Source organism: Polaromonas sp. P1_F2, assembly GCF_056405735.1.
In genome coordinates this window covers 84,102-107,517 of sequence record NZ_JBFUBN010000010.1, presented here as the reverse complement: position 1 = coordinate 107,517, position 23,416 = coordinate 84,102, and the positions used below count along the sequence as shown (strand labels likewise).

The window sequence follows — 23,416 nt, the reverse complement described above, 5'->3', positions numbered from 1 at the left end:
CGCGATGAAGGTTCAGATCACGCTGCGGACCCGCCTCGTCATCCTGGTGCTGGCCGCGATTGTTCCGCTGTTCGGCCTGTCCATCTTCAAGGCTGTCTACAACGCCGATATCGCCGTCGAGCGGGCCATGACCGACCTGCAGTTCGCGGCCTCGCTGGCGGCCTCCAACCAGCAGCAACTGGCCGAGACGGCGCGCCAGGTGCTCACGGCCGTCGTCCATGCGCCCGAGTTGCTGAGCGACGAGGCCGGCAAAACCGTCAAAGGCGGCAGGGGCGGGCGCTGCGACGCCTACCTGGTGGAGCTGAACCGGCAGTTCCCGCTGTACGCCAACCTGGGCATTGTGGGCATGGATGGCCGGGCGCTGTGCAATGGGATTCCCAATTCGACGCTGAACTACCTGGGTGACCGCGCGTATTTCCGCGAAGCCGTGGCCCGCCGCAGCTTCGTGACCGGCGAATACATCGTGGGCCGCGCCACGGGCATACCCTCCATCAGCTTCGCGCTCCCCCTGCTGGACCGCGAGGGGCATGTCCTGATGGTGGCCTATGCGTCGGTGGACCTGGCCGAAATGGCCAAGTCGGCGCTGGGCATCGAATTGCCCCCCGGCGCCGCGCTCGGCATCCACGACCGCAACGGCGTGCTGCTGGCCGGAAAACCGGCCCTGCCCATCCGTATCGGCCAGAAGGCCGCCAGCCCGGTGCTGCGCGAGGCGGTCAAGGCCATGCGGACCGGCACTGCCGACGGCCCGGACGGCGCGGGCAAGCGCCGGCTGTGGGCCTACATGCCCAGCAGCAGCAACGCGGGCGAGGCGTTTTTTGTGGCGGTCAGCCTGGACCACAACCTCGTGGTGGGAGCCTCCCAGCGCCAGCTGTGGCTGGAATTGGGCGTGCTCTCCTCGCTGGCCTTCCTGAGCGGCCTGCTCGCCTGGATGATGGGCGGGCGCGCCATCGTGCGCCCCACGCGCAACATCCTGGAGGCAACCCGGCGCATCGAGGACGGGCGGCTGGACGTGCGCATCCCGGTCGGCCCGTCCGATGACGGCGGGGAGTTCTCCCGGATCTCCGCCGGCTTTAACCGCATGGCCGAATCGCTGCAGAAGCACCGCGGCGCCCTGGAGGCGGAACTGGCGAACAGCGAAGCCATCCAGCGCAGGCTGCAGGATGCCCAGCGGCTGGGACGCATAGGGTATTGGCAGCTTGACGTCGGCACCGAAAAGACCTGGTGGTCCGACGAGGTCTATGACTTGCTCGGCGTGGACAAGGCGGCGTTCGCCGCCAGCCGCGAAGCCTTCCTGCAGCTCATCCACCCCGGCGACCGCCGGGACTTCAAGGCCAGGCGCGACGCCGCCGTCGAGGGCGGCCTGCCGCTGGACGTCGAGTTCCGCGTCATCACGGCGGCCGGCGAGGTGCGCTGGATCCACCTGATGGGCCGCGCCCATGATCGGCAGGACGGCCAGCCGGGGCATGAGCCGCGCCGCTCCGGCGTGCTCCAGGAGATCACCGACCGCAAGCAGGCGGAACTGGAAATTGCCCGCGGCACCGAGTTGCTGAACCGCACCGGCGAGCTCGCCAAAATCGGCGGGTGGGAAGTCCAGGTCGACACCATGACGCCGTACTGGTCCCAGGAAATCTACCGCATCCATGACCTGGAACCCGGGGCCAGGCTGAGCATAGGGCATGCGATCCGTTCTTATGCGCCGGAAGCGCAGCCTGTCGTCAGGGCCGCGGCTGAAGCCGCCTTCCTTCACGGCACGCCATGGGACCTGGAGCTGCCGCTCATCACCGAGAAGGGCCGGCGCATCTGGGTACGCACGCGAGGCCGCGCGCTGCAGCGGGACGGCAAGGTCGTGAGCCTGGTCGGCGTGCTGCAGGACATCACCGAGCAGCACCAGGCGCAGGAGCACCTGCGCCTGCTGGAGTCCTGCGTCTCCCGCCTCAACGACATCGTGCTGATCACCGAGGCCGGGCCGATCGACGCGCCCGGCCCGCGCATCGTCTTCGTCAACGACGCCTTCGAGCGCCGCACCGGCTACACCCGCGAAGAAGTGCTGGGCCGGACGCCGCGCCTGCTGCAGGGCCCCAACACACAACGGGCCGAACTCGACCGCATCCGCGCCGCGCTGGAGGCGTGGCAGCCGGTGCGGGCCGAACTGATCAACTACACCAAGGGCGGCGATGAGTTCTGGGTGGACCTCGATATCGTCCCCATCGCCGACGCCAAAGGCCTTTTCACGCACTGGGTGGCGGTGGAGCGCGATGTCACGCAGCGCAAGCGGGCCGAGCAGGCGCTGATGGACAGCGAACAGCGCTACGCGGCCCTGTTTGAAATGGCGCCGGTCCCCATGTGGGTGTTCGACGTCGCCACCAAGCGTTTCCTCAACGTCAACAAGGCGGCGGTGGACAGCTACGGCTACTCGGCGGCCGAATTCCTGGGCATGACCCTGTTCGATATCCGTCCCGAGGTCGAGCACTCTCGCCTGGAGCGGGCGCTTGAAGACGACTCGGTCGAAAGGAAGGGCGACTGGCAGCACCGCCGCAAAGACGGCTCGGTTTTTTCCGTCCACGCCGTGTCGCGGCCCATCCAGTACGCCGGCGTGCCCGCCCGGTTTGTGCTGGCGATGGACATCACGGCCCAGCGCAAGGCCGAGCGCGACGTGCAGGAGCACCTGTTCACCCTGCAGCGCGCCGCCGACGCCGCGCAGGCCATCACCTGGCACCAGACGCTGGAAGGCACCATGCATGAGGTCGCCGAACAGGCCAGGGGCGTGGTGGGCGCGCACCAGTCCATCGTCAGCCTGACCGTCAGCAACGACTGGAAGCAGGCCATCAACGCGCTCTCGCTGTCCGACAAATACGCGAAATACCGCGACCTCATCGAGCCGCCCGACGGCACCGGCATCTATGCGATGGTCTGCCAGACCAACCGCTCCATGCGCATGACGCAGGCCGAGCTCGAAGCCCATCCGCGCTGGCGCGGTTTCGGCAGCTATGCAGGCGAACACCCCGCCATGCGCGGCTGGCTGGCCGTGCCGCTGACCGGGCGCGACGGCCGCAACATCGGGCTGCTGCAGCTGTCCGACAAGTACGAAGGCGAGTTCACGCAGCAGGACGAATACGTCGCACTCGAACTCGCGCAGCTGGCATCCATCGCCATCGAGAACGCCCGCCTGCTCGAGGAAGTCAGCCAGCTCAACACCGGGCTGGAGCAGAAGGTGGCCGAGCGCACGCTGGCGCTGGAGCGCCAGCAGGCCTTGTTCCGCGCGCTGGCCGAGCAGGCGCCCCAGGTGGTGTGGACCATCAACCCCGACGGCGCGGCCACCTACTTCAACCGCGCCTGGTTCGACCTGGTCGGCGGCAAGCTCGAGGACTGGACCGGCACCCAGTGGTTCTCCGTCATCCACCCCGAAGACCTTCCCGACGTCAAGGCCACGTGGGTGACCGCCAAGGCCGCGCAGACGCCCTTCATGGGCATACGCCGCGTGCTGGCCCGCGACGGCAGCACCCACACCATGTCCTACCGTGCGTCGCCCGTGCTGGACGAACAGGGCCAGGTGGCCTTCTGGGTCGGCATAGACGCCGACATCACCGAGATCAAGGCCATCGAAGCCGCCTTGCGGCTGTCCAACCACGAACTCGAGGCTTTTTCCTATTCGGTGTCGCACGACCTGCGTTCGCCGCTCAACACCGTGGACGGCTTCAGCCGCCTGCTGGCCAAGCAGCTGGGCGCCGACGCCGGCGACAGGGTCACGCACTACCTGTCGCGCATCCAGGCCGGCGTGGCGCAGATGGGCCAGCTGATCGAAGACCTGCTGTCGCTGGCGCAGGTGTCGCGCGCGCCCCTGAGCAACAAGACGGTGGACCTGTCGGCGCTGGCGCGCAGCATCATGGACGAGTGGCAGTCGCGCGACCCCGAACGCAAGGCAGTGGTGAGCATCGAAAAAGGGCTGAAGGCCCACGGCGACGCCCGGCTGGTCCGCGTGGTCATGGAAAACCTGCTCGGCAACGCCTGGAAGTTCAGCTCCCACGAGGGCGTGGCCGAGATCACCGTCGGCCATACCCAGGACGCCGCGGGGCTTCCCGTGTACTTTGTGCGCGACAATGGCGCCGGTTTTGACATGGCCTACGCCGACAAGCTCTTCAACCCCTTCCAGCGCCTGCATGCCGCCTCGGAATTTCCCGGCACCGGCATAGGCCTGGCCACCTCCAGCCGGGTCATCAAGCGCCATGGCGGCAGGCTGTGGGCGGAGTCCTCACCCGGCCAGGGCGCGACCTTTTTCTTCACCCTGCCGAAAACGCCGCAGACGTCCTGATGTGTCCTGATGTGACGCGATGTGTCCTGATCGGGAGTAATTACCCGCACAGAAGGATGTTTTCACCTCTTTTCTCGTGTTTTTTCTAGGGCTTTTTAGAACGAATTGATTAAAATGCGAAAAATGCGAAAAACAATCCTTTACGAGACTGACCATGCGTGAACCCAAGTCCTTCGAGGCCGCCATCACCGCTTCGGATTTCTCGAGCGAGGATTACTGCGGCACCAGCTATGCGGCCAAGCTGCTGGGCCTGTCCGTCGCCACCGTGCAATCGCTGGTGGAAAAAGGCGAGATCGAGGCCTGGAAAACGCTGGGCGGCCATCGCCGCATCGCGCTGCAATCCATCAACGCTTACCTTGCCAAGAACAACCCGCAACTCTCGCGGGCGGACACCGACCCCAAGCACCGCCTGCGCGTGCTGATGGTCGAAGACGACGAGAACACCCGCGAGCTCTACCGCTGCCAGTTCGAGGACTGGGACCTGCCGGTCGACTGCACCTTCATGCCCTCGGCGCTCGAAGCCATGATGGACATCGCGAGCATGCGGCCCGACCTGCTGATCACCGACCTGTCCATGCCCGGGGTCGACGGCATTGAAATGCTCAAGGCCTGCAAACGCAACCTGCAGCTCTCCGACATGCAGATCGTCGTCATCAGCGGCCTGGCGCCCGAAGCCGTCAAGGCGCGCGGCGGCCTGCCGGCCGAAGCCCACCTGCTGCAAAAGCCGATCAACTTCGACTGGCTGCATGGCTATGTCACGGCTTTGGTGACTGCCAATCGCAAGTGGCGGCATTAGGCCCCCACGCTTTTCACTTCGTGTAATGCGCTGCCCCCCGAGGGGGCGCTGCGCCTGCGGCCTGGCAAAGCCAGTTCCGCGGCCCCTGCTGGGTTAGAGAGCCCTACGTCACACGCTGCTGAAGCGGTAGATGCCGTCTGGGCTTAGCATGCGCGTCAGCTTTTCCTGGAACCACAGCGCATGCAGATGCGCCACCGCTTCGCCCATGGCGAAGGTGGTCTGGTGCAGGTCCAGCTTGCGGGGGAACATGATGGGCAGGATGTCGGCGGCGCTGCAGGGTGCCGCTTCGCAGGCTTGCATGACTTCGGCCAGGCGGTCGCGGTGGTGGTCGTGCAACTGGCCTATGCGGGTGTGCAGGCCGCGGAATGGCTTGCCGTGCGAGGGCAGCACCAGCGTGTCCTTGTCCAGCGGCAGGAATTTGTCGATCGATTCCAGGAACAGCGTGAGCGCGTTGGACTCGGGCTCCATGTCGTAGACGCTCACATTGGTCGAAATGCGCGGCAGCACCATGTCGCCGCTGATCAGCGTGTCAAGCTCCTGGCAATGCAGCGCGATGTGCTCGGGCGCGTGGCCGTAGCCGCTGATGCAGCGCCAGTCGCGCCCGCCTATGCGCACCGTCATGCCGTCCATGATGCGCACATAACTTGCCGGCACCGAGGGCACCATGCCCGGGTAGTAGCTGGCCCGGCCGCGGATTTTTTCGATGGACTCCGGGTCCACCAGGCCGTGCGAGGCAAAAAAGCGCGCGGCGCTTTCGCCGCCGAAACCCGTGGTGCTTTGCGAGCCTATGCGCGCCGAGTGGTAATCGGTGGCGCTGACCCACAAACGGCAGGCCCAGCGTTCGCACAGCCAGGATGCCAGGCCGATGTGGTCGGGGTGCATGTGCGTCACGATCACGCGCAGAACCGGCAGGCCTTCGAGCTGCGTCGCAAAAATCGCTTCCCACTGGGCTTTTGATTCCTCGCGGCTGATGCAGCAATCAACGATGGTCCAGCCCTGGAGCTTCACGCCCGGCCGGTTCGGGTCGTCCATCTCGTCGCGCAGCAGCCACAGGTTGATGTGGTCCAGCGCGAAGGGCAGCGCCATGCGTATCCACTTCACGCCGGGCGCCACCTCCAGCGTCGTGCCCTGGGCCGGAAGGGTGTCGCCGAAGGGGTAGTGGAGTTGCTGCTCGAGGAGGTTCATGGCAATATTCGCGGTATATTTGACGTTTACGTAAACGTCATACACAGGCATTGTAGGGACAGCACCCGTTTTGCGCTGTCGCCCGCGTTTGCCCAGGGTTTGCACAAGACTTCACACCATGGCCACCACCTACACCATCAGCGACCTGGCAAAAGAGTTTGACCTGACCACGCGCGCCATGCGGTTCTACGAAGACATGGGCCTGCTGCAGCCGCAGCGCGAAGGGGCGGGCGGCCGCAACCGCGTCTACACCGCGCGCGACCGCACCCGGCTCAAGCTCACGCTGCGCGCCAAGCGCCTGGGGCTGTCGCTGGTGGAGGCCAAGGAAATCATCGACTCCTACGACAGCCCGCGCGACACCGCCCCGCAGCTCAAGAAATTCCTGGCCATCCTGACGGAGCACCGCAAGAAGCTCGAAGCCCAGATGCTCGACCTGCAGGCCAACCTCGACGAAATCCGCACCCACGAAAAAGAAGCCAAGGCCCTGCTCGCCAAAACCGAGAAGGCCAAGGCCGGCAAGCCCTAGGCCAGCCTAGGCCCGGCCACTTTGGCCCCAGGCCGCGCCGGGTCAAAGCCGGGCGGCCCGCAAATACGCCATAATTGACGTTTACGTAAACGTCAATCAAAACCGCGATTCCCCGCAGCTCGTAAAAGGCTTTTTATGGACACTCCCGCCGCCCCGACAGCCCTGTTCCAGCGCATCGAAGCCAGCTTCCTGCGCCAGGGCCTGATGCAGCACCTGGGCGCCCGGCTGCTGCGCGTGGAGCCCGGCCTTTGCGAGGTTGCCTTGCCCTATTCGGAGCGCGTCACGCAGCAGCAGGGCGGCTTTCACGGCGGCGCCATGGGCGCGCTGGCCGACATCGCCGGCGGCTACGCGGCCCTCACCGTGGCCGCGGAAGACTCCGAAGTCACCACCGTCGAATACAAGATCAACTTCATGGCCGGTTTCAAGGACGGTGAGCTGCGCGCCCTGGGCCGTGTCGCCAAGGCCGGCAAGCGCATCATCGTCACCACCGCCGAAGTCACGCACGTCGCGCCCGGCGGCAAGGAAAGCGCCTGCGCCCTGATGCAGCAGACCCTGGTGCCCGTGCCCAAGACCTACTGACTCATCCAACCCATCATTCGCTCCCAGAAAGCCCATCATGACCAATATGCCCGGACTCAACTTCATGCTCGGTGAAGACATCGACGCCCTGCGCGACGCGGTGCGCGAATTCGCCCAGGCCGAAATCGCCCCGCGCGCGGCCGAGGTCGACCGCAGCGACCAGTTCCCCATGGACCTGTGGCAAAAAATGGGCGCGCTCGGCGTGCTCGGCATCACCGTGGGCGAGGAATACGGGGGCGCCAACATGGGCTACCTGGCCCACATGATTGCCATGGAAGAGATCAGCCGCGCCAGCGCCTCCGTCGGCCTGTCCTACGGCGCGCACAGCAATCTCTGTGTCAACCAGATCAAGCGCAACGGCAGCGACGAGCAGCGCAAAAAATACCTGCCCAAACTCATCAGCGGCGAACACGTGGGCGCGCTCGCCATGAGCGAGCCCGGCGCCGGCAGCGACGTCATCAGCATGAAGCTCAAGGCCGAGGACAAGGGCGGTTATTACCTGCTCAACGGCAGCAAGATGTGGATCACCAACGGCCCTGACGCCGACACCCTGGTGGTCTACGCCAAGACCGAACCCGAACTCGGCGCGCGCGGCGTCACCGCCTTCCTGATCGAAAAAGGCATGAAGGGCTTTTCCGTCGCGCAAAAGCTCGACAAGCTCGGCATGCGCGGCAGCCACACCGGCGAGCTGGTCTTCAACAACGTCGAAGTGCCCGCCAGCCAGATCCTCGGCGGCCTCAACAGCGGCGCCAAGGTGCTCATGAGCGGCCTCGACTACGAGCGCGCCGTGCTCACCGGCGGCCCGCTGGGCATCATGCAGTCCGTCATGGACAGCGTTGTGCCCTACATCCACGACCGCAAGCAGTTCGGCCAGAGCATCGGCGAGTTCCAGCTGATCCAGGGCAAGGTCGCCGACATGTACACCGTGCTGCAGGCCGGCCGCGCCTTCGCCTACACCGTCGCCAAAAACCTCGACATGCTGGGCACCGACCACGTGCGCCAGGTCCGCAAGGACTGCGCCTCCGTCATCCTCTGGTGCGCCGAAAAAGCCACCTGGATGGCCGGCGAGGGCCTGCAGATCCACGGCGGAAACGGCTACATCAACGACTACCCGCTGGGCCGCCTCTGGCGCGACGCCAAGCTCTATGAAATCGGCGCCGGCACCAGCGAAATACGCCGCATGCTGATAGGCCGCGAGCTGTTCGCCGAGACCATGTGAGGCCAGTGCCCATGCCGGTGATGCATCAGAAGCTCAAATGGATCCTTGTGCTCGCGCTTGCCGCGCTTCTCGCTGCGTGCGAGAAAGACGAGCCCCTGCCCTACGCGGCAGTGCCGCAAGCCGACGCCACATTCGAATGCGGCGTCCCCGAATCGCTGCGGGGTAAGGCCGTCAACGTATTTCTGGATGCCTCAAGAGTGGGGGAGACCTCCGAGGAAGCCGTTCTCGCCCTCAAAGGCCGTTTCGCGGCGTACGCCGTCGGCCTCACCTTGCGGGACGGCACAACCGTCAGCATCGACCTTGACGAACCCATGGGTTTTACCGCCAAGGGCCAGGCGCTTCACACGGGATGTGAGCAGTTCAAGTGGGCAAGCATGGGAAACCTCACGCTGTTTGAATACACCCATGGCGCCGGAAATCCTTTTCCCGCCCAGCAGTTGATGTATTCGCACGGCCCAACGCCCGACTTCAAGAGCCTGCGCCCACTTCTCACAGGGGGCACGGCCGCCTTCTATGAACGCGAAGGGGACCGCTGCCTGACCGGGCTGGTCCAGGGTGACGGTGAAGTGGGCAGGTGGTGCTACCAGAGCGGCAAGATGCACCAGACCCGGAAGCTGCTGACTGCCTCGCTTTCTGACGGCAAATACCGGTTTGTCTGCGATTTTTCCGGCGAAGGGCCTTTGTTGATCGATGCATCGATCGTGAAGTCCGGGGCTAACCCCACACCTTCGGACCCGCACAGCGACAAGGAACTCGCCATCATGACGGAAAAATGCCTGGCCGAAAAAGCGCTTTTAAAGCCGAGGGGGTTCGATGAAACATGACATTCAGTCGCTTCCCGGGCGGCATCCCCGCGCTCAGGTGAAAATACGCCCATGACCACCTCGCTCCAAGACCTTTTCGCCCACAACCGCGCCTGGGCCGCGCAGATGGAAGCCGAACGGCCAGGCTTCTTCACCAGCCTGGTGAAGCAGCAGACGCCCAAGTACATGTGGATAGGCTGCTCCGACAGCCGCGTGCCCGCCAACCAGATCACCGGCCTCGAGCCCGGCGAGGTCTTCGTGCACCGCAACGTCGCCAACATCGTCGTGCACTCCGACCTCAACGCGCTCTCGGCCATCCAGTTCGCCGTCGAGCGCCTCAAGGTCAAGGACATCATGGTCGTCGGCCACTACGGCTGCTCCGGCGTGCAGGCCGCGCTTGAAGGCGCGCGCATCGGCCTGGCCGACAACTGGATACGCCACATCCAGGACGTGCGGCACCGCCATCGCCAGCTGCTCGACAGCCTCCCTGAGGAAGTGCGCGCCCAGGCCCTGTGCGACATCAACGTCATCGAGCAGGTGGTCAACGTCTCGGTCAGCACCGTCATGGTCGATGCCTGGGCGCGCGGCCAGGAGGTCACCGTGCACGGCTGGGCCTTCGGCGTGCACGACGGCCTGCTGCAGGACCTGCAGATGAGCGTCTCCGGCCCCGCTGAACTCGACATGCTCTACAGCAAGGCCGTAGACCGCGTCTGGGACGTGTGGATGGCCCGTGTGGGCGGCGGCACGCAGCAGCAGCTGGTCTGAGCGGAAGCCGCCATGTTCCCGCAGCGCCTGGACTCGAGCATCGCCTACGACATCGCCAAGGCGATGATGGACGGCTTCAACCGCCACTACCAGCTGTTCCGCACCGAGTCCGCGCGCGCCAAGCACCGCTTTGAAACCGCCGACTGGCACGGCCAGCAGCGCGCCCAGCGCGAGCGCATCGAGTTCTACGACCTGCGCGTGCGCGAGGCCTCCACCCGCCTGGAGCGCGAGTTCAAGGCCGGCGAGCAGCCCATGGACGTCTGGCAGCAGGTCAAGCTCCATTACATCGGCCTGCTGGTCAACCACCACCAGCCCGAACTCGCCGAGACCTTCTTCAACTCGGTCACCACCAAGATCCTGCACCGCAGCTACTTCCAGAACGACTTCATCTTCGTGCGCCCGGCCGTCAGCACCGAGTACATCGAGAACGACGAGCTCGCCTCGCAGCCCACCTACCGCGCCTACTACCCCACACGCGACAACATGCGCGAGGTGCTGCTGCAGCTGGTGCGCGACTTCGACCTGCGCCTGCCCTTCGACAACCTCGAGCGCGACGCCGGCTACGTGCTCGAGGCCATCAGCGAGCGCTTCGCCGACGTCAAGCTGCGCGCCAACTTCCAGATCCAGGTGCTGACCAGCCTGTTCTTTCGCAACAAGGGCGCTTACGTCGTCGGCAAGATCATCAACGGCTTCAACGAAGTGCCCTTCGCGCTGCCGGTGCTGCACAACAAGGCGGGCAAGCTGGTCATAGACGCGGCCTTGTTCGGCGAAGACGACCTGCTGATCCTCTTCAGCTTCGCCCGCGCCTATTTCATGGTCGACATGGGCATACCCTCGGCCTATGTGCAGTTTTTGCGCAGCATGATGCCGCACATGCCGCGCGCCGAAATCTACAACGCGCTGGGCCTGGCCAAGCAGGGCAAGACGCTTTTCTACCGCGACTTCCTGTACCACCTGCGGCACTCCACCGACAAGTTCCGCATCGCGCCCGGCATCAAGGGCATGGTCATGCTGGTGTTCGACCTGCCGTCCTTCCCCTATGTCTTCAAGGTCATCAAGGACTATTACCCGCCGCAGAAAGACACCACGCGCGAGCAGATCAAGGGCAAGTACCTGCTGGTCAAGCAGCACGACCGCGTCGGCCGCATGGCCGACACCCAGGAATACAGCGAGGTCGCCTTCCCGCGCGACCGCTTCGACGACGAGCTGATCGCCGAGATCGAAAAGTTCGCGCCCAGCCAGCTCGAGATCAGCGACCGCGACGGCGACGGCCAGACCGAGGTCATCATCAAGCACGTCTACATCGAGCGCCGCATGATCCCGCTCAACATCTACCTGCAGGAAGCCTTCGACGCCGGCGTCAACGAGCCCGCCGCCAAAGACCAGATCGAGCGCGCCGTCGTCGAGTACGGCAACGCCATCAAGGACCTGGTCGCCGCCAACATCTTCCCCGGCGACATGCTCTGGAAGAACTTCGGCATCACGCGCCACGGCAAGGTCGTGTTCTACGACTACGACGAGATCGAATACATCACCGACTGCAACTTCCGCAAGGTGCCCGAGGCCCGCACCGAGGAAGAAGAGATGAGCGGCGAGGTCTGGTACTCCGTCGGCCCCAAGGACGTGTTCCCCGAAACCTTCGAGCCATTTTTGCTCGGCAACGACGCGGTGCGCGAGGTCTTCATGAAGCACCACGCCAACCTGCTGGACGCCGATTTCTGGCAGAAACACCAGGCCCGCATCCAGGCCGGCCATGTGCACGACGTGTTTCCCTACGAGCGCGAAAAGCGCTTCAGCGCGCTTCACAGCCCCGGCGCTCCCCACGATGAGGTGCTGACGCAGCTGCCGCCCGAACCGGTGTTGACGGGCCTCAGCGGCCTGACCCCTTGAGGCGGGGACTGGCGGCGGAACATAACAACGAGACTGAAGGAAATGGCCATGACAACTCCCCTCATCAGGACATGGGCGCTTTTTGCGGCGCTGGCTTTTTTCTGCGGTCTTGCCTTCTCGCAGGACATCTCGCTGCTGCCCAAATACGGCAACTTGCAGAAGACTGAACAACAGAAGGCGGCGGACGCCGCATTCCTGGTCGAGGTTGACGCCCGCTACCCGGGTGACAGGCCAAAGGCGGCGAAAGATGTTGCGGAGCGGGGCTGGCAGTTTTTGCGCCAGGGCAACCCGGAAAATGCCATGCGGCGTTTCAACCAGGCCTGGATGATCGACCCGAAAAGCGTTTCCGCCTTGTGGGGCATGGCGGCAGCGTCCGCCAGCAGCGACCAGGGCCTTCTTGCTTCACTGGGCCTGTTTGCCGAAGTTGAAAAACTGGCGCCCGGCGACATCGATCTTGCCGTCGATTACGCCAGGACGATTGGAATCGCGGCGGGCGTGGTGAGCAATCCAACCCTGATGGCCGAGGCTGTCAGGCGTTATGAAGCCATCTACCAAAAAGCACCGAACCATACGCTGAACCTGCAGAACTGGGCGATTGCCGACTACACCAGCGGCAACTACGCCATGGCCTGGAAGCGACTGAAGCTCGCCGAGGCCACACCGCAGCGAGCCGATATCGACCCGAATTTCGTCAAGGCGCTGGAGGCAAAAATGCCACGGCCCACCCCCTAAGCTGAACCAACTGAAAGGAAACTCGACATGTCCAACTCCAACCAAGACCCCATCGTCATCCTCGGCGCAGCCCGCACCCCCATGGGCGGCTTCCAGGGCGACTTCAGCAGCCTCTCGGCCCACGACCTCGGCGGCGCCGCCATCAAGGCCGCCATTGAACGCTCGGGCATCGCGGCCGGCAAGGTCGATGAAGTGCTGTTCGGCAACTGCCTGATGGCCGGCCAGGGCCAGGCCCCTGCGCGCCAGGCCGGCTTCAAGGGCGGCCTGCCCGCCAGCGTCGGCGCCGTCACCCTGTCCAAGATGTGCGGCTCCGGCATGGAAGCCACCATGCTCGCGCACGACCAGCTCGTCGCCGGCAGCCGCGACGTCATGGTTTCGGGCGGCATGGAAAGCATGACCAACGCGCCGCACCTGCTGCTCAAGGGCCGCAGCGGCATCCGCATCGGCCACGACCGCATCTTTGACCACATGATGCTCGACGGCCTCGAAGACGCTTATGAACCCGGCCGCGCCATGGGCACCTTCGGCGAGCAGTGCGCCGACAAATACAAATTCACGCGCGAAGCCCAGGACGCCTTCGCCACCGCCAGCGTGCAGCGCGCCAAGGCCGCCACCGAGTCCGGCGCCTTCAAGGCCGAAATCACCCCCGTCACCGTCAAGGGCCGCGCCGGCGAGACCGTCATCTCCATCGACGAAGGCCCGGGCAAGGTCAAGCTCGACAAAATCCCCACGCTCAAGCCCGCCTTCAAGAAAGACGGCACCATCACGGCCGCCTCCAGCTCCTCCATCAACGACGGCGCCGCCGCCCTGGTGCTGGCGCGTGAATCAACGGCCAAAGAGCTGGGCGCCAAGCCCATCGCCCGCATCGTCGGCCACGCCACCTTCTCGCAGGAACCCGAATGGTTCACCACCGCGCCGGTGGGCGCCGTCAACAAGCTGCTCAAGAAAATCGGCTGGAGCGTGAAAGACGTGGACCTCTGGGAAGTCAATGAAGCCTTCGCCGTCGTGCCCATGGCCGCCATGAAAGAACTCGGCATCAGCCACGACATCGTCAACGTCAACGGCGGCGCCTGTGCGCTGGGCCACCCGATCGGCGCGTCCGGCGCCCGCATCCTTGTCACGCTGATCCATGCGCTCAAGGCTCGCGGCCTGAAGAAGGGCGTCGCCACGCTGTGCATTGGCGGTGGTGAAGGCACGGCCATGGCCATCGAGCTGGTATGAGCGAGGCCGGCCCAGCGCTCTCGGCCGCTGAGCTCGCGCAGCGCATAGACGGCTTCTGGCTGCGCTTTCGTGAGGGTGAGGCGGCGCTGGTCCGCAAGCCGGTGCGCGAGCAGGTGGAAGAAATCAACGAGGTGCTGGAAGCCTGCCTGGACGGGCTGGCCCTCGAGATGTCGGCTGACGACGGCGACCAGCAGGTCGAACTGATCGCCACGGCGCACGGGAGTACCGACACCTTTCCGCTGCTGCTGGATTTCGTCAAGCGCGCGCCACCGCTCAAGCACTACACCCTCAGCGCCTTTCGGGCCCGCACGGAGAGCCCGGACTTTCCCATGCGCATGGACGACTTCGAACTGGCAACCTCCGACGTGCTGATCGGCCACCTTGCCGATGAAGGCCGGGTTGGCATGGAAGTCATGTTCGCGCGGGAACTGCCCAGCGACATGCAGGACCATGCGCGCAATATGGCGTTCATCATGCTCGACCATGTGCTCGGCGAGTACGACTTCGCGGTCAAGGTGGGTTTTGTGGATTTCGTCGACGGATTTTCGGACGAAGTGAGCGCCTCCACCCCGCTCGACAAGTTTGGCCCGGTGCTCGACAGCTTCTGGACGAATGAGCTGGGGCACACCGGCTTGTTCCCGAGCGGCGAACACCGGTGGTCGGTCATGACGGTCGTCTTTGGCGGTGGCGAGGATGGCGACGGCGACGGCGACGGCGAAGAGGACGAAGAGGGCGACAAGGCGATCGTGGCCGTCAACCAGAGCGCCAATGCGATTGCAGCGCGGCCTGACCTGGGCCACGCGATCGAGCTGCGCCTGCCCGTGGAAGACCATGCCGCGCTGGACCGCGCCCGTGAACTCCAGGAGCAGATCGCCACCCGGCTGGAGCTTCAGCATGCCGGCATCCTTTCCCACACCGTGGTCAGGAATGGCCGGCGCCTGGCCAACTACTATGTGGGTGACCTGCCTGCCGCGCTCGGCGTGGTGGACGCCAGCCTGCACGGCGCATCGTTCACCGGTGCCGAATTGACCCATGCCTTCGACCCTTCGTGGTCGAAATACTTCAATTTCGCGGGTTAGCCATGAAAGTCCTCGTCATAGGCGCATCACGCGGCATAGGGCTTGAGTTCGTTCGCCAGTACCTAGCCGACGGCGCGCAGGTCATTGCCACCGCGCGCGACGACGAGGGCCTGCAGCGCCTCAAGGGCCTGGGCGCCAAGGCCTTGCGGCTTGACGTGGCCCAGCCCGCCAGCATCAGCGGCCTGGCCTGGCTGCTCGACGGCGAGGCGATCGACATTGCGCTCTATGTGGCCGGCGTGTTTCCGCAGGGCGGTGCCTTGACCCCTCCAACGAGCGAAATGTTTGACCAGGCCATGCACACCAACGTGCTGGGCGCCATGCAGGCCATCCCGCAGGTTACGCCCCTGGTCGAGGCCTCAAGGCTGGACGGTGGCGGCAAAGGCCGTTTCGCTTTCATCAGCAGCGGCATGGCCAAGATAGGCGGCGTGGAGAACAGCCGCGGCTGGGTTTACCGCGCCAGCAAAGCCGCGCTCAATATGGCCGTGGCCTCCGCCCAGCACGACTATCCCAAGGCCATCATGGTCGCCATGTCGCCCGGCTGGGTGCAGACCGACATGGGCGGCAGCGGTGCGCCGCTCACCACAGCCCAAAGCGTCACGGCCATGCGCGCCGCGCTGGCTGGGCTGGGGCCTGAACACAAGGGCGCGTTTCTTGACTACGACGGCGTGCCGTTTGAGTCCTGGTAAGGAGCCGCATGATGTCGATGGATCATGACAATCGCCTCGTCACCGCTGCGCGCCGTGCATTCGTGATCGGGCTGATCGCGGTCGGTGCGGCGACTTCGGTTACTTCGGTTTTTGCCGCGCCTGACCCTGTTCCCGCCTGGCCCAATGAAAGCGAACTCGTGACCGCGATGCGCGCAGGCCTGAAGGACCGCACCAACAAGGCGGAAGCCCTGGCCATTCGGGGCATGCATGAGGTCATGGTCGGGAAAACCGAGACGGCCTTCCTTGTTTCGGTGTGGTTCCCGGATCGCGGACGTAATTTTTCTGCTGGTACTTTTTTGTACCGCCCGGCCTTGAAACAAGCCAGGGAACTTGGCTACAGCCAGTCACTGGGTTTGCGTTATGTCGCCCGTCACTATGGCGAGTTCTCCTTGCTGGAGGACTCTGGCTCAGGCCAGGGCAGCGAAGACTTCACCCATGCGCTGGTCCGCTTCAAGGGCTGGGAAACGCAGGTCTTGCATAAAGCCGAGTTCGGCAACAACCTGGGCGCTTGCGGGGAGACTTCCCCGTCAGCCAAGCCCTGCGAACAGACGCATGTTCAGTTCCAGTTGCTGGGCAATTCCGCATCGAACATCGTTGAGATGATCGAGGTCACCACCCAGCTGGGTGGGGCCCCAAAAGAAAAACTGTCGGTGACCTCACGCCGCTTCCGGCTCGACGGTAACCGGTTCAAGCCTGTCAAGGGCCCTTAAAGGCAAAAAATGCTGCTCAATCAAGACCAGGAAATGATCCGCGACGCGGTCCGCGCGTTCGCGCAGGAAGAGCTCTGGCCCCATGCCGCGCGCTGGGACAAGGAGCATTACTTCCCCGTCGAGGCCCACAAAGGCCTGGCCGCGCTGGGCGCCTACGGAATCTGTGTGCCCGAGGAATTCGGCGGCGCCAACCTTGACTACCTCACGCTCGCGCTGGTGCTCGAAGAAATCGCCGCCGGCGACGGCGGCACCAGCACCGCCATCAGCGTCACCAACTGCCCGGTCAACGCCATCCTCATGCGCTACGGCAATGCGCAGCAGAAAAAGCAGTGGCTCACGCCGCTGGCGCAGGGCGAGATGCTGGGCGTCTTCTGCCTGACCGAGCCGCACGTGGGCAGCGACGCATCGTCACTGCGCACCACGGCGGTGAAGGAGGGCGACGAATACGTGCTCAACGGCGTCAAGCAGTTCATCACCAGCGGCAAGAATGGCCACGCCGCCATCGTCATCGCGGTGACCGACAAGGGCGCCGGCAAAAAAGGCATGAGCGCCTTTATCGTGCCCACCAGCGCCCCAGGTTATGTGGTGGCGCGGCTTGAAGACAAGCTGGGCCAGCATTCCAGCGACACCGCGCAGATCAATTTTGACAATTGCCGCATCCCGGCCGAGAACCTGATCGGCAGCGAAGGCGAGGGCTACAAGATCGCCCTGGGCGCGCTCGAAGGCGGGCGCATAGGCATCGCCGCGCAAAGCGTGGGCATGGCGCGCAGCGCGTTTGAATCGGCCCTGGCCTACGCCAAGGAGCGCCAGAGCTTCGGCACCGCCATCTTCAACCACCAGGCCGTGGGTTTTCGCCTGGCCGACTGCGCGACCAGGATCGAAGCCGCGCGCCAGCTGATCTGGCACGCCGCCAGCCTGCGCGACGCCGGCCTGCCTTGCCTGAAAGAAGCCGCCATGGCCAAACTCTTCGCCAGCGAGATGGCCGAACAGGTCTGCAGCGCCGCCATCCAGACCCTGGGTGGTTATGGGTATGTGAGCGACTTCCCGGTCGAACGTATTTACCGCGACGTGCGCGTCTGCCAGATCTACGAAGGCACCTCGGACGTCCAGAAGATCATCATCCAGCGAGCCCTGGCTTGAACTGAAACGAAGGAGAACACCATGCCCATCACCAAAGGATTCCGCGCCCTGGTCGACGAGGCCATGGCCCAGGTCAAGACTTACAGCGTCGATGAAGTCAAGGCCAGGCTCAACGACCCGAATGTGCAGATCGTCGACATCCGCGACGTGCGTGAACTCACGGCCGGCACCCTGCCCGGCAGCTACCACGCACCGCGCGGCATGCTCGAGTTCTGGGTGGACCCGGCCTCGCCCTATCACAAGCCCCTGTTCGCCGACGAGAGCAAGGAGTTCATCCTGTTCTGCGGCGCGGGCTGGCGCAGCGCCCTGGCCACCAAGACCCTGCAAGATATGGGCATGGCCAACGTCGCCCATATCGACGGCGGTTATGCAGAATGGGTCAAGCAGGGCGCGCCCACTGAAACGCTGGAAGAGCGCAAGGCCCGCGCCCACAGCTGCGGTTGATGCCCAAGCTGCCGCCGTCCCAGCCATGCCCCTGCGGCCGCACAGGAACGGCCCAAAAGCCCTTGCCGTTTGCCAGCTGCTGCGGCCGCTACCTCAACCACTTCGATACCACCCCCGCGCCCGACGCCGAGTCGCTGATGCGCTCGCGCTACACCGCCTTTGTGGCCGAACGCGCCGACTACCTGCTCGTCACCTGGTACACCAGCCACAGGCCCGCGTCAATTGACTTCGACCCCGGCGTCAAATGGCTGGGCCTTGAAGTGCGCAGCCACCGCCAGCTCGACGCCACGCATGCCGAAGTCGAGTTTGTCGCGCGCCAGAAATCCCCGGCCGGCCCGGCAGTGCGCCTGCACGAGCGCAGCCGCTTCGTACACGAAGCCGGCCGTTGGTACTATGTGGACGGCGATATCCAATAAGGGGAGGGCAGATGTTCAACCAGACCGTGCGCGGCATGTACTGCCTGCGCTGCAGCAGCCGCAAGGTGGTTCGCGGGAATTTCGAAGCCGAGCGGTTTTATCCCCTGCGCGGCCTGCTGCGCTCGCTGCTCGGCAAACCCGTTCTCCTGCAAAACGAACATGCGCATGCCTGCATGGACTGCGGCCTGGCCTGGAACGAGGTCGACCCCGCGGATCTGCGCAAGAACCTGCGCAGCTACGGCCTGGCGCCGCACAGCACCGGCGTGATGGACGCGGTGGACGGCGACTCGCCGGATATCCGCCTGTGACCCGGCCTGTGAAGCCCTGGGGACGCCGCGCCGCCGGCGTGTTGGCGCTTGCCATGCTCCTGCTGGGCACCTGGACTGTCATCATCGAGCCGCGCTGGGTCGCCCACCGCGAGATCAGCGAAACCATCCCCCACTGGCAAGGCCCGCCCGGCCTCAAGGTCGCCATCGCGTCCGACTGGCATTTCAGCAAACGCCCTTTGTGGCGCGTCATGACACTGGAGCGCGCCCGCGCCATCGTGGCTGAGATCAACGCCGCCCAGCCCGACGTCATCCTGCTGCCCGGCGACTTTCTTGCCGACCGGGATTACAAAACCGAGATTGCCGCCACGCCCGAAGACGAAATCGCCCAGGTGCTGGGCGGGCTCAAGGCCAGGCTCGGCGTCTATGCCGTCATGGGCAACCACGACTGGTGGCACGATGGCGCGAAATTCACCGCCGCCTTCCAGCGCGCCGGCATCCAGGTGCTTGAGAACGACGCCGTGCCCCTGCCCGGCACCGCCCTGTGGGTGGCCGGTGTAGGCGACGACGACACCGGCCATTCCGACCCGGTGCGCGCCATGGCCAAGGTGCCCAAGGGCGCGCAGGCCCTGGTCTTCATGCACGAGCCGGCCAGCCTGTTCGACCTGCCGCCGGTGCGCGGCCTCATCGTGGCCGGCCACACCCATGGCGGCCAGGTCAGCATTCCTTTCTACGGCCCGCCCGTGGTGCCCGGCGCCGGCCCCCGCGCCTGGGCCTACGGCTGGGTAGCGCACGGCGACAATCGCATGTACATCACCAGCGGGCTCGGCGTCAGCATCCTGCCGGTGCGTTTTAATATGCGGCCTGAATGGGTGATGTTCACGCTCGCCACCCCGGCAAAACCTGAACTGGACATGAAAGCGGAACCATGAGATTTGACGCGGTGTTATTCGACTGTGACGGCGTGCTGGTCGACAGCGAACCCATTACCAACGGCGTGCTGCGCGACATGCTCGAAGAGCGCGGCTGGAAACTCAGCCCCGCCGAATGCATGCGCATCTTTGTCGGCAAGGCCGTCAAGGACGAAGCCGCGCTGATCGCCGCCAACACCGGCGGCCCCCTCACCGAAGACTGGATGGTCCAGTTCCGCGAACGCCGCAACACCGGCCTGATGCGCGACCTCAAGGCCATCACCGGCGCCGTCGACGCCATTGCCAAGGTCCACGCGCTTTACAAGGGCCGCATCGCCTGCGCCTCCGGCGCCGACCGCTTCAAGGTCGAGTTGCAGCTCGAGAAGTGCGGCCTCATGCCCTTCTTCAAGGGCCGCATTTTCAGCGGCCACGAGCTGCCGCGCTCCAAACCCTTCCCCGACGTTTACCTGGCCGCCGCCGCGGCCCTGGGCGTGGACCCCAAACGCTGCGCCGTGGTGGAAGACACCGTCACCGGCGTCACGGCAGGCGTCGCGGCCGGCTGCACCGTCTTCGGCTACAGCCCGCCCGAAATGGGCCATGACGCGCCCGGTTCACTCAAGGCCAGCGGTGCGACCCATGTCTTTACCGACATGGCCGACCTGGCGGCTTTGCTCAGTTGATGGGCTGAGAATCTGTTTCAGGATTATTTTTGGCCGGCATGTCGATTCCGGCCCGTACCGTTCGTCGTAAAGGTGTCAGCACCTGAAACCCAACCGAAAGGACACCCCATGAAATACCTCTGCCTCGCTTATTACACCCCCGCCGACTTCGCCGCCATGGCGCCCGCCGACATGAAGGCCCTGGTCAGCCAGTGCCCACCCAAAGACGCCGAGCTCAAGGCTACCGGCCAGCTGCGCCTCAGCGCCTCCCTGGGCGAACCCGAGCAGACCATACGCATCCAGCCGCGCGGCGGCAAGCCCAAGGTCACCGACGGCCCTTTCACCGAAGTCAAGGAGCTGGTCGGCGGCTTTTTCATCATCGAGGCCGGCAGCCGCGATGAAGCCGTGCGCCTGGCCTCCATCCACCCGGCCGCCACGCTGGGTGAGCAGGCTGGCTGGTACATAGACATGCACCCCATCGGCTTTTTTGAGCAGTACGCCGGCAAGGCCTGAGCCGCGCTGCCGGAACGGCCGAGCGCCCTGCTGCGGGCTTCGCCCGTTTCCGGGGCTTGCCGGACGCCGCAGGCCTGCATCGAGGCCGTATCCATCAGTCTGAGCGGCTGCGCTGAAGCAACTCAAAGCGCCAGGTGAGGGAAAGAGGCTTCACCATGCTCTCCTCCCGCGCAGTCTGTCCATATGCTGAATATTCATCAAGGCCTCCCGCAACGCAAGGGGCCTGGTTTTCAAGCAGGCGCTCGCCATCCGCACGCGAAGTCGATGCTCTCGTGATCGAGACCGCGCTCGGCCGCGCATCGATTCTTTTGCACTCTGACTATGAGTCCAGCATCACAGACAGCGCGGATGTGGACATCCGGTCACAACATTGTCCGCGTGCGGAATGTGTTTGTACGAAAGATCGGGAGCACACAGTTTTAGACCCAAGAATGGCACCAGAGAGGCAGAACCGCATCGCACAACTGCCCACCGCTCTGGGATCCATGTTCTTAATCTCAAGGGTTTATTTATGAAGCGCTCTCTTCAACAAAAGGGTTTTACTCTGATCGAGCTGATGATCGTCGTGGCGATTATTGGCATTCTGGCTGCAGTGGCCTTGCCGGCGTATCAGGACTACATGGTCAAGGCTCGCGTATCCGAGGGCCTGGTCCTCGCATCCGACGCGAAGCTCGTCGTCGCCGAAAATGCGTCAAACGGCTCAGCGCTCGCGACAGGATTTGTGTCGCCCACCGCGACCAACAATGTCACTGGCATAGCCGTCGGCGCCACCGGGATTATTACGATCTCTTATGCGGCAAGGGCCGGCAACGGCACCATACTTTTGATCCCTTTCACGGGCACTGTGGCCGCACCCGTCGCGCTGACGGCGGGCACAATCCCGCCGACCCAAGTCAACTGGATATGCAAGGCGGCAGGGGCCGCCGTTTTTCTGGGAACCAATCCTGGTACGGTGATGGCGAAACATGCGCCGGCCGACTGCCGGGTGTAAATCGAACACGGGGCGTTCGGCGCCTTGCTCTCAGAGGCGCCAAGGGCGCCTCTTTTTATTTGCAGACACGCGTCTAAAGAGAAGGCAGTCATTTGTGGCGCAACAGGTCCGGTAAGCCGGGTTTTAAGCTCGTGGCGTCCGTGTTGCACCTACGCGGCGCATTGGAGTCCGGGACGAGGCCTGAGGGTTCCACCCTAGAAGTCCTTGCGGCATTGTCAAAAAATCTCATCCTGCTAAGCTGGCTCCCCCGACTTTTCAACAAAGATTGCGAGACAACCATGCCCGGACTTTTACCCAATGTCGATCCAGACGGCTTGCTTGAATTCTCCGTCGTCTACACCGACCGCGCCCTCAACCACATGTCGCGCAGCTTCCAGGGCGTGATGAGCGACATCTCCGCCATCCTCAAAGAGGTCTACCACGCGCATTCCGTCGCGCTGGTGCCCGGCAGCGGCACCTACGGCATGGAGGCCGTAGCGCGACAGTTCGCCGCCGGCAAACATGTCATGGTGGTGCGCAACGGCTGGTTCAGCTACCGCTGGACGCAGATCTTCGAGATGGGCAACATCCCCGCCTCGCACACCGTGCTCAAGGCCCGCAAGACAGCGACCGGCGCCCAGGCGCCATGGGTGCCTGCACCGGTGGCAGACGTCGTCGCCGCCATCGCCAAAGAAAAGCCCGCCCTGGTCTTTGCCCCGCACGTCGAAACCGCCTCCGGCATGATGCTGCCCGACAGTTACCTGCAAGCAGTCGCCGCCGCCGCGCATGCCGTCGGCGGCCTGTTTGTGCTCGACTGCATCGCCTCCGGCGCCATGTGGGTCGACATGAAAGCCACCGGCGTCGACGTGCTGATCTCGGCCCCGCAAAAAGGCTGGAGCAGCTCACCCTGCTGCGCCATGGTCATGCTCAGCGAACGCGCCCGCACCGCGATTGAAACCACCCAGAGCTCCAGCTTCGCCTGCGACTTGAAGAAGTGGCTGCAGATCATGGAAACCTACGAAAACGGCGGCCACGCCTACCACGCGACCCTGCCGACAGACGCCCTCACACGCCTGCGCGCCACCATGAAGGAAACGCAAGCCTACGGCTTTGCGAAAGTGAAAGCCGAGCAACAAGAACTCGGCAGCAAGGTGCGCGCCCTGTTCGAAAGCCGCGGCCTGCCCAGCGTGGCCGGCGAAGGCTTCAAGGCCCCGGGTGTGGTTGTCAGCTACACCACCGATCCGGATATCCAGTCAGGCAAGAAGTTTTTGGCCGAAGGTTTGCAGACCGCAGCCGGCGTGCCGCTGCAGTGCGACGAAGGTGCGGACTTCAAGACCTTCCGCGTGGGCTTGTTTGGGCTGGAGAAGTGGCACAACGTGGACCGGACGGTGGCGAGTTTGGCGGGGGCTTTGGGGCGGATTGGGGTAGGGACCAAGATCGCCGAGGCGATTGCCTGAATCAAATATCCTGCGAACGCAGGATATTTCAACCATCGGTTTGTCGGCATCGGATAAATCCTGCAATCGCAGGATTTATTGACAAAAAATCGGAATTCCGATAAAAATCCTGCAATCAC

23 protein-coding genes are annotated in these 23,416 nt (G+C 64.5%); 22 read left to right on the top strand and 1 reads right to left on the bottom strand.

What is annotated here, in order from left to right; translation table 11 throughout:
* Positions 1-4 precede the first annotated feature (4 nt).
* Both AC1D0O_RS18995 and AC1D0O_RS18990 read left to right on the top strand, forming a co-directional pair.
* A complete protein-coding gene (locus AC1D0O_RS18995) occupies positions 5-4,309 on the top strand; it encodes a PAS domain S-box protein (protein WP_477655050.1) in 4,305 nt (1,434 codons plus the stop codon).
* Positions 4,310-4,463: 154 nt separating this feature from the next.
* Entirely contained in the window at positions 4,464-5,105 is a 642-nt protein-coding gene (locus AC1D0O_RS18990) for a response regulator (protein ID WP_477655049.1), read from the top strand.
* A gap of 108 nt (positions 5,106-5,213) precedes the next feature.
* On the opposite strand, the gene AC1D0O_RS18985 is transcribed toward AC1D0O_RS18990, so the two are convergent.
* Entirely contained in the window at positions 5,214-6,290 is a 1,077-nt protein-coding gene (locus AC1D0O_RS18985) for an MBL fold metallo-hydrolase (protein ID WP_477655048.1), read from the bottom strand.
* 118 nt (positions 6,291-6,408) lie between these two features.
* On the opposite strand from AC1D0O_RS18985, the gene AC1D0O_RS18980 reads away from it, so the two are divergent.
* The 20 genes from AC1D0O_RS18980 (at position 6,409) to AC1D0O_RS18885 (ending at position 23,297) form a co-directional block, all read left to right on the top strand.
* The gene (locus AC1D0O_RS18980; protein WP_007867394.1) at positions 6,409-6,816 is read left to right on the top strand and encodes a MerR family transcriptional regulator; all 408 of its coding nucleotides are present in this window, start codon (positions 6,409-6,411) and stop codon (positions 6,814-6,816) included.
* 135 nt (positions 6,817-6,951) lie between these two features.
* Entirely contained in the window at positions 6,952-7,395 is a 444-nt protein-coding gene (locus AC1D0O_RS18975) for a PaaI family thioesterase (protein WP_477655047.1), read from the top strand.
* Positions 7,396-7,432: 37 nt separating this feature from the next.
* A complete protein-coding gene (locus AC1D0O_RS18970; protein WP_436156017.1) occupies positions 7,433-8,614 on the top strand; it encodes an isovaleryl-CoA dehydrogenase in 1,182 nt (393 codons plus the stop codon).
* Between the two features lie 5 nt (positions 8,615-8,619).
* Entirely contained in the window at positions 8,620-9,438 is an 819-nt protein-coding gene (locus tag AC1D0O_RS18965) for a hypothetical protein (RefSeq protein WP_477655046.1), read from the top strand.
* A 51-nt stretch (positions 9,439-9,489) separates the two neighbouring features.
* On the top strand, positions 9,490-10,182 hold the full coding sequence (can, locus tag AC1D0O_RS18960; RefSeq protein ID WP_477655045.1) for a carbonate dehydratase: 693 nt from the start codon (positions 9,490-9,492) through the stop codon (positions 10,180-10,182).
* Between the two features lie 12 nt (positions 10,183-10,194).
* On the top strand, positions 10,195-12,072 hold the full coding sequence (gene aceK, locus AC1D0O_RS18955) for a bifunctional isocitrate dehydrogenase kinase/phosphatase (RefSeq protein ID WP_477655044.1): 1,878 nt from the start codon (positions 10,195-10,197) through the stop codon (positions 12,070-12,072).
* Positions 12,073-12,120: 48 nt separating this feature from the next.
* The gene (locus AC1D0O_RS18950) at positions 12,121-12,804 is read left to right on the top strand and encodes a hypothetical protein (RefSeq protein WP_477655043.1); all 684 of its coding nucleotides are present in this window, start codon (positions 12,121-12,123) and stop codon (positions 12,802-12,804) included.
* 27 nt (positions 12,805-12,831) lie between these two features.
* A complete protein-coding gene (locus AC1D0O_RS18945) occupies positions 12,832-14,025 on the top strand; it encodes an acetyl-CoA C-acyltransferase (RefSeq protein ID WP_477655042.1) in 1,194 nt (397 codons plus the stop codon).
* Positions 14,022-15,104, top strand: coding sequence for a DUF695 domain-containing protein (locus tag AC1D0O_RS18940; RefSeq protein WP_477655041.1), 1,083 nt, complete (start codon positions 14,022-14,024; stop codon positions 15,102-15,104). Before AC1D0O_RS18945 ends, AC1D0O_RS18940 begins: the two co-directional genes overlap by 4 nt.
* A 2-nt stretch (positions 15,105-15,106) precedes the next feature.
* Positions 15,107-15,790: an SDR family oxidoreductase gene (locus AC1D0O_RS18935; protein ID WP_477655040.1), complete on the top strand. Its 684-nt coding sequence runs from the start codon at positions 15,107-15,109 to the stop codon at positions 15,788-15,790.
* Between the two features lie 8 nt (positions 15,791-15,798).
* Positions 15,799-16,521 carry a hypothetical protein gene (locus AC1D0O_RS18930; protein WP_477655039.1) on the top strand — a complete coding sequence of 241 codons (723 nt, stop codon included), beginning with the start codon at positions 15,799-15,801 and terminating at the stop codon, positions 16,519-16,521.
* Between the two features lie 9 nt (positions 16,522-16,530).
* Complete coding sequence (locus AC1D0O_RS18925; protein ID WP_477655038.1) at positions 16,531-17,661, top strand: acyl-CoA dehydrogenase family protein; 1,131 nt, start codon at positions 16,531-16,533, stop codon at positions 17,659-17,661.
* A gap of 21 nt (positions 17,662-17,682) precedes the next feature.
* The gene (locus AC1D0O_RS18920; protein WP_477655037.1) at positions 17,683-18,105 is read left to right on the top strand and encodes a rhodanese-like domain-containing protein; all 423 of its coding nucleotides are present in this window, start codon (positions 17,683-17,685) and stop codon (positions 18,103-18,105) included.
* Positions 18,105-18,521 (top strand): YchJ family protein, encoded by a 417-nt coding sequence (locus tag AC1D0O_RS18915; protein WP_477655036.1) that lies wholly within the window; start codon positions 18,105-18,107, stop codon positions 18,519-18,521. Before AC1D0O_RS18920 ends, AC1D0O_RS18915 begins: the two co-directional genes overlap by 1 nt.
* Positions 18,522-18,532: 11 nt before the next feature.
* Positions 18,533-18,829, top strand: coding sequence for a hypothetical protein (locus AC1D0O_RS18910; protein WP_477655035.1), 297 nt, complete (start codon positions 18,533-18,535; stop codon positions 18,827-18,829).
* Positions 18,826-19,719, top strand: coding sequence for a metallophosphoesterase (locus AC1D0O_RS18905; protein WP_477655034.1), 894 nt, complete (start codon positions 18,826-18,828; stop codon positions 19,717-19,719). Before AC1D0O_RS18910 ends, AC1D0O_RS18905 begins: the two co-directional genes overlap by 4 nt.
* Positions 19,716-20,378 carry an HAD family hydrolase gene (locus tag AC1D0O_RS18900; RefSeq protein ID WP_477655033.1) on the top strand — a complete coding sequence of 221 codons (663 nt, stop codon included), beginning with the start codon at positions 19,716-19,718 and terminating at the stop codon, positions 20,376-20,378. The genes AC1D0O_RS18905 and AC1D0O_RS18900 overlap by 4 nt, the downstream gene beginning before the upstream one ends.
* Before the next feature lie 108 nt (positions 20,379-20,486).
* Positions 20,487-20,870, top strand: a complete 384-nt coding sequence (locus tag AC1D0O_RS18895; protein WP_477655032.1) for a YciI family protein — start codon at positions 20,487-20,489, stop codon at positions 20,868-20,870.
* 511 nt (positions 20,871-21,381) lie between these two features.
* Positions 21,382-21,861 carry a pilin gene (locus AC1D0O_RS18890; RefSeq protein WP_477655031.1) on the top strand — a complete coding sequence of 160 codons (480 nt, stop codon included), beginning with the start codon at positions 21,382-21,384 and terminating at the stop codon, positions 21,859-21,861.
* 278 nt (positions 21,862-22,139) lie between these two features.
* Positions 22,140-23,297 (top strand): aminotransferase class V-fold PLP-dependent enzyme, encoded by a 1,158-nt coding sequence (locus tag AC1D0O_RS18885; RefSeq protein ID WP_477655030.1) that lies wholly within the window; start codon positions 22,140-22,142, stop codon positions 23,295-23,297.
* Positions 23,298-23,416 lie beyond the last annotated feature (119 nt).

Excerpts from the sequence above, each read along its gene's own strand:
- AC1D0O_RS18995 (WP_477655050.1), top strand. The coding sequence starts at position 5 with ATGAAGGTTCAGATCACGCTGCGGACCCGCCTCGTCATCCTGGTGCTG.
- AC1D0O_RS18990 (WP_477655049.1), top strand. The coding sequence starts at position 4,464 with ATGCGTGAACCCAAGTCCTTCGAGGCCGCCATCACCGCTTCGGATTTC.
- AC1D0O_RS18985 (WP_477655048.1), bottom strand. The coding sequence starts at position 6,290 with ATGAACCTCCTCGAGCAGCAACTCCACTACCCCTTCGGCGACACCCTT.
- AC1D0O_RS18980 (WP_007867394.1), top strand. The coding sequence starts at position 6,409 with ATGGCCACCACCTACACCATCAGCGACCTGGCAAAAGAGTTTGACCTG.
- AC1D0O_RS18975 (WP_477655047.1), top strand. The coding sequence starts at position 6,952 with ATGGACACTCCCGCCGCCCCGACAGCCCTGTTCCAGCGCATCGAAGCC.
- AC1D0O_RS18970 (WP_436156017.1), top strand. The coding sequence starts at position 7,433 with ATGACCAATATGCCCGGACTCAACTTCATGCTCGGTGAAGACATCGAC.
- can (WP_477655045.1), top strand. The coding sequence starts at position 9,490 with ATGACCACCTCGCTCCAAGACCTTTTCGCCCACAACCGCGCCTGGGCC.
- aceK (WP_477655044.1), top strand. The coding sequence starts at position 10,195 with ATGTTCCCGCAGCGCCTGGACTCGAGCATCGCCTACGACATCGCCAAG.
- AC1D0O_RS18950 (WP_477655043.1), top strand. The coding sequence starts at position 12,121 with ATGACAACTCCCCTCATCAGGACATGGGCGCTTTTTGCGGCGCTGGCT.
- AC1D0O_RS18945 (WP_477655042.1), top strand. The coding sequence starts at position 12,832 with ATGTCCAACTCCAACCAAGACCCCATCGTCATCCTCGGCGCAGCCCGC.
- AC1D0O_RS18940 (WP_477655041.1), top strand. The coding sequence starts at position 14,022 with ATGAGCGAGGCCGGCCCAGCGCTCTCGGCCGCTGAGCTCGCGCAGCGC.
- AC1D0O_RS18935 (WP_477655040.1), top strand. The coding sequence starts at position 15,107 with ATGAAAGTCCTCGTCATAGGCGCATCACGCGGCATAGGGCTTGAGTTC.
- AC1D0O_RS18930 (WP_477655039.1), top strand. The coding sequence starts at position 15,799 with ATGATGTCGATGGATCATGACAATCGCCTCGTCACCGCTGCGCGCCGT.
- AC1D0O_RS18925 (WP_477655038.1), top strand. The coding sequence starts at position 16,531 with ATGCTGCTCAATCAAGACCAGGAAATGATCCGCGACGCGGTCCGCGCG.
- AC1D0O_RS18920 (WP_477655037.1), top strand. The coding sequence starts at position 17,683 with ATGCCCATCACCAAAGGATTCCGCGCCCTGGTCGACGAGGCCATGGCC.
- AC1D0O_RS18915 (WP_477655036.1), top strand. The coding sequence starts at position 18,105 with ATGCCCAAGCTGCCGCCGTCCCAGCCATGCCCCTGCGGCCGCACAGGA.
- AC1D0O_RS18910 (WP_477655035.1), top strand. The coding sequence starts at position 18,533 with ATGTTCAACCAGACCGTGCGCGGCATGTACTGCCTGCGCTGCAGCAGC.
- AC1D0O_RS18900 (WP_477655033.1), top strand. The coding sequence starts at position 19,716 with ATGAGATTTGACGCGGTGTTATTCGACTGTGACGGCGTGCTGGTCGAC.
- AC1D0O_RS18895 (WP_477655032.1), top strand. The coding sequence starts at position 20,487 with ATGAAATACCTCTGCCTCGCTTATTACACCCCCGCCGACTTCGCCGCC.
- AC1D0O_RS18890 (WP_477655031.1), top strand. The coding sequence starts at position 21,382 with ATGAAGCGCTCTCTTCAACAAAAGGGTTTTACTCTGATCGAGCTGATG.
- AC1D0O_RS18885 (WP_477655030.1), top strand. The coding sequence starts at position 22,140 with ATGCCCGGACTTTTACCCAATGTCGATCCAGACGGCTTGCTTGAATTC.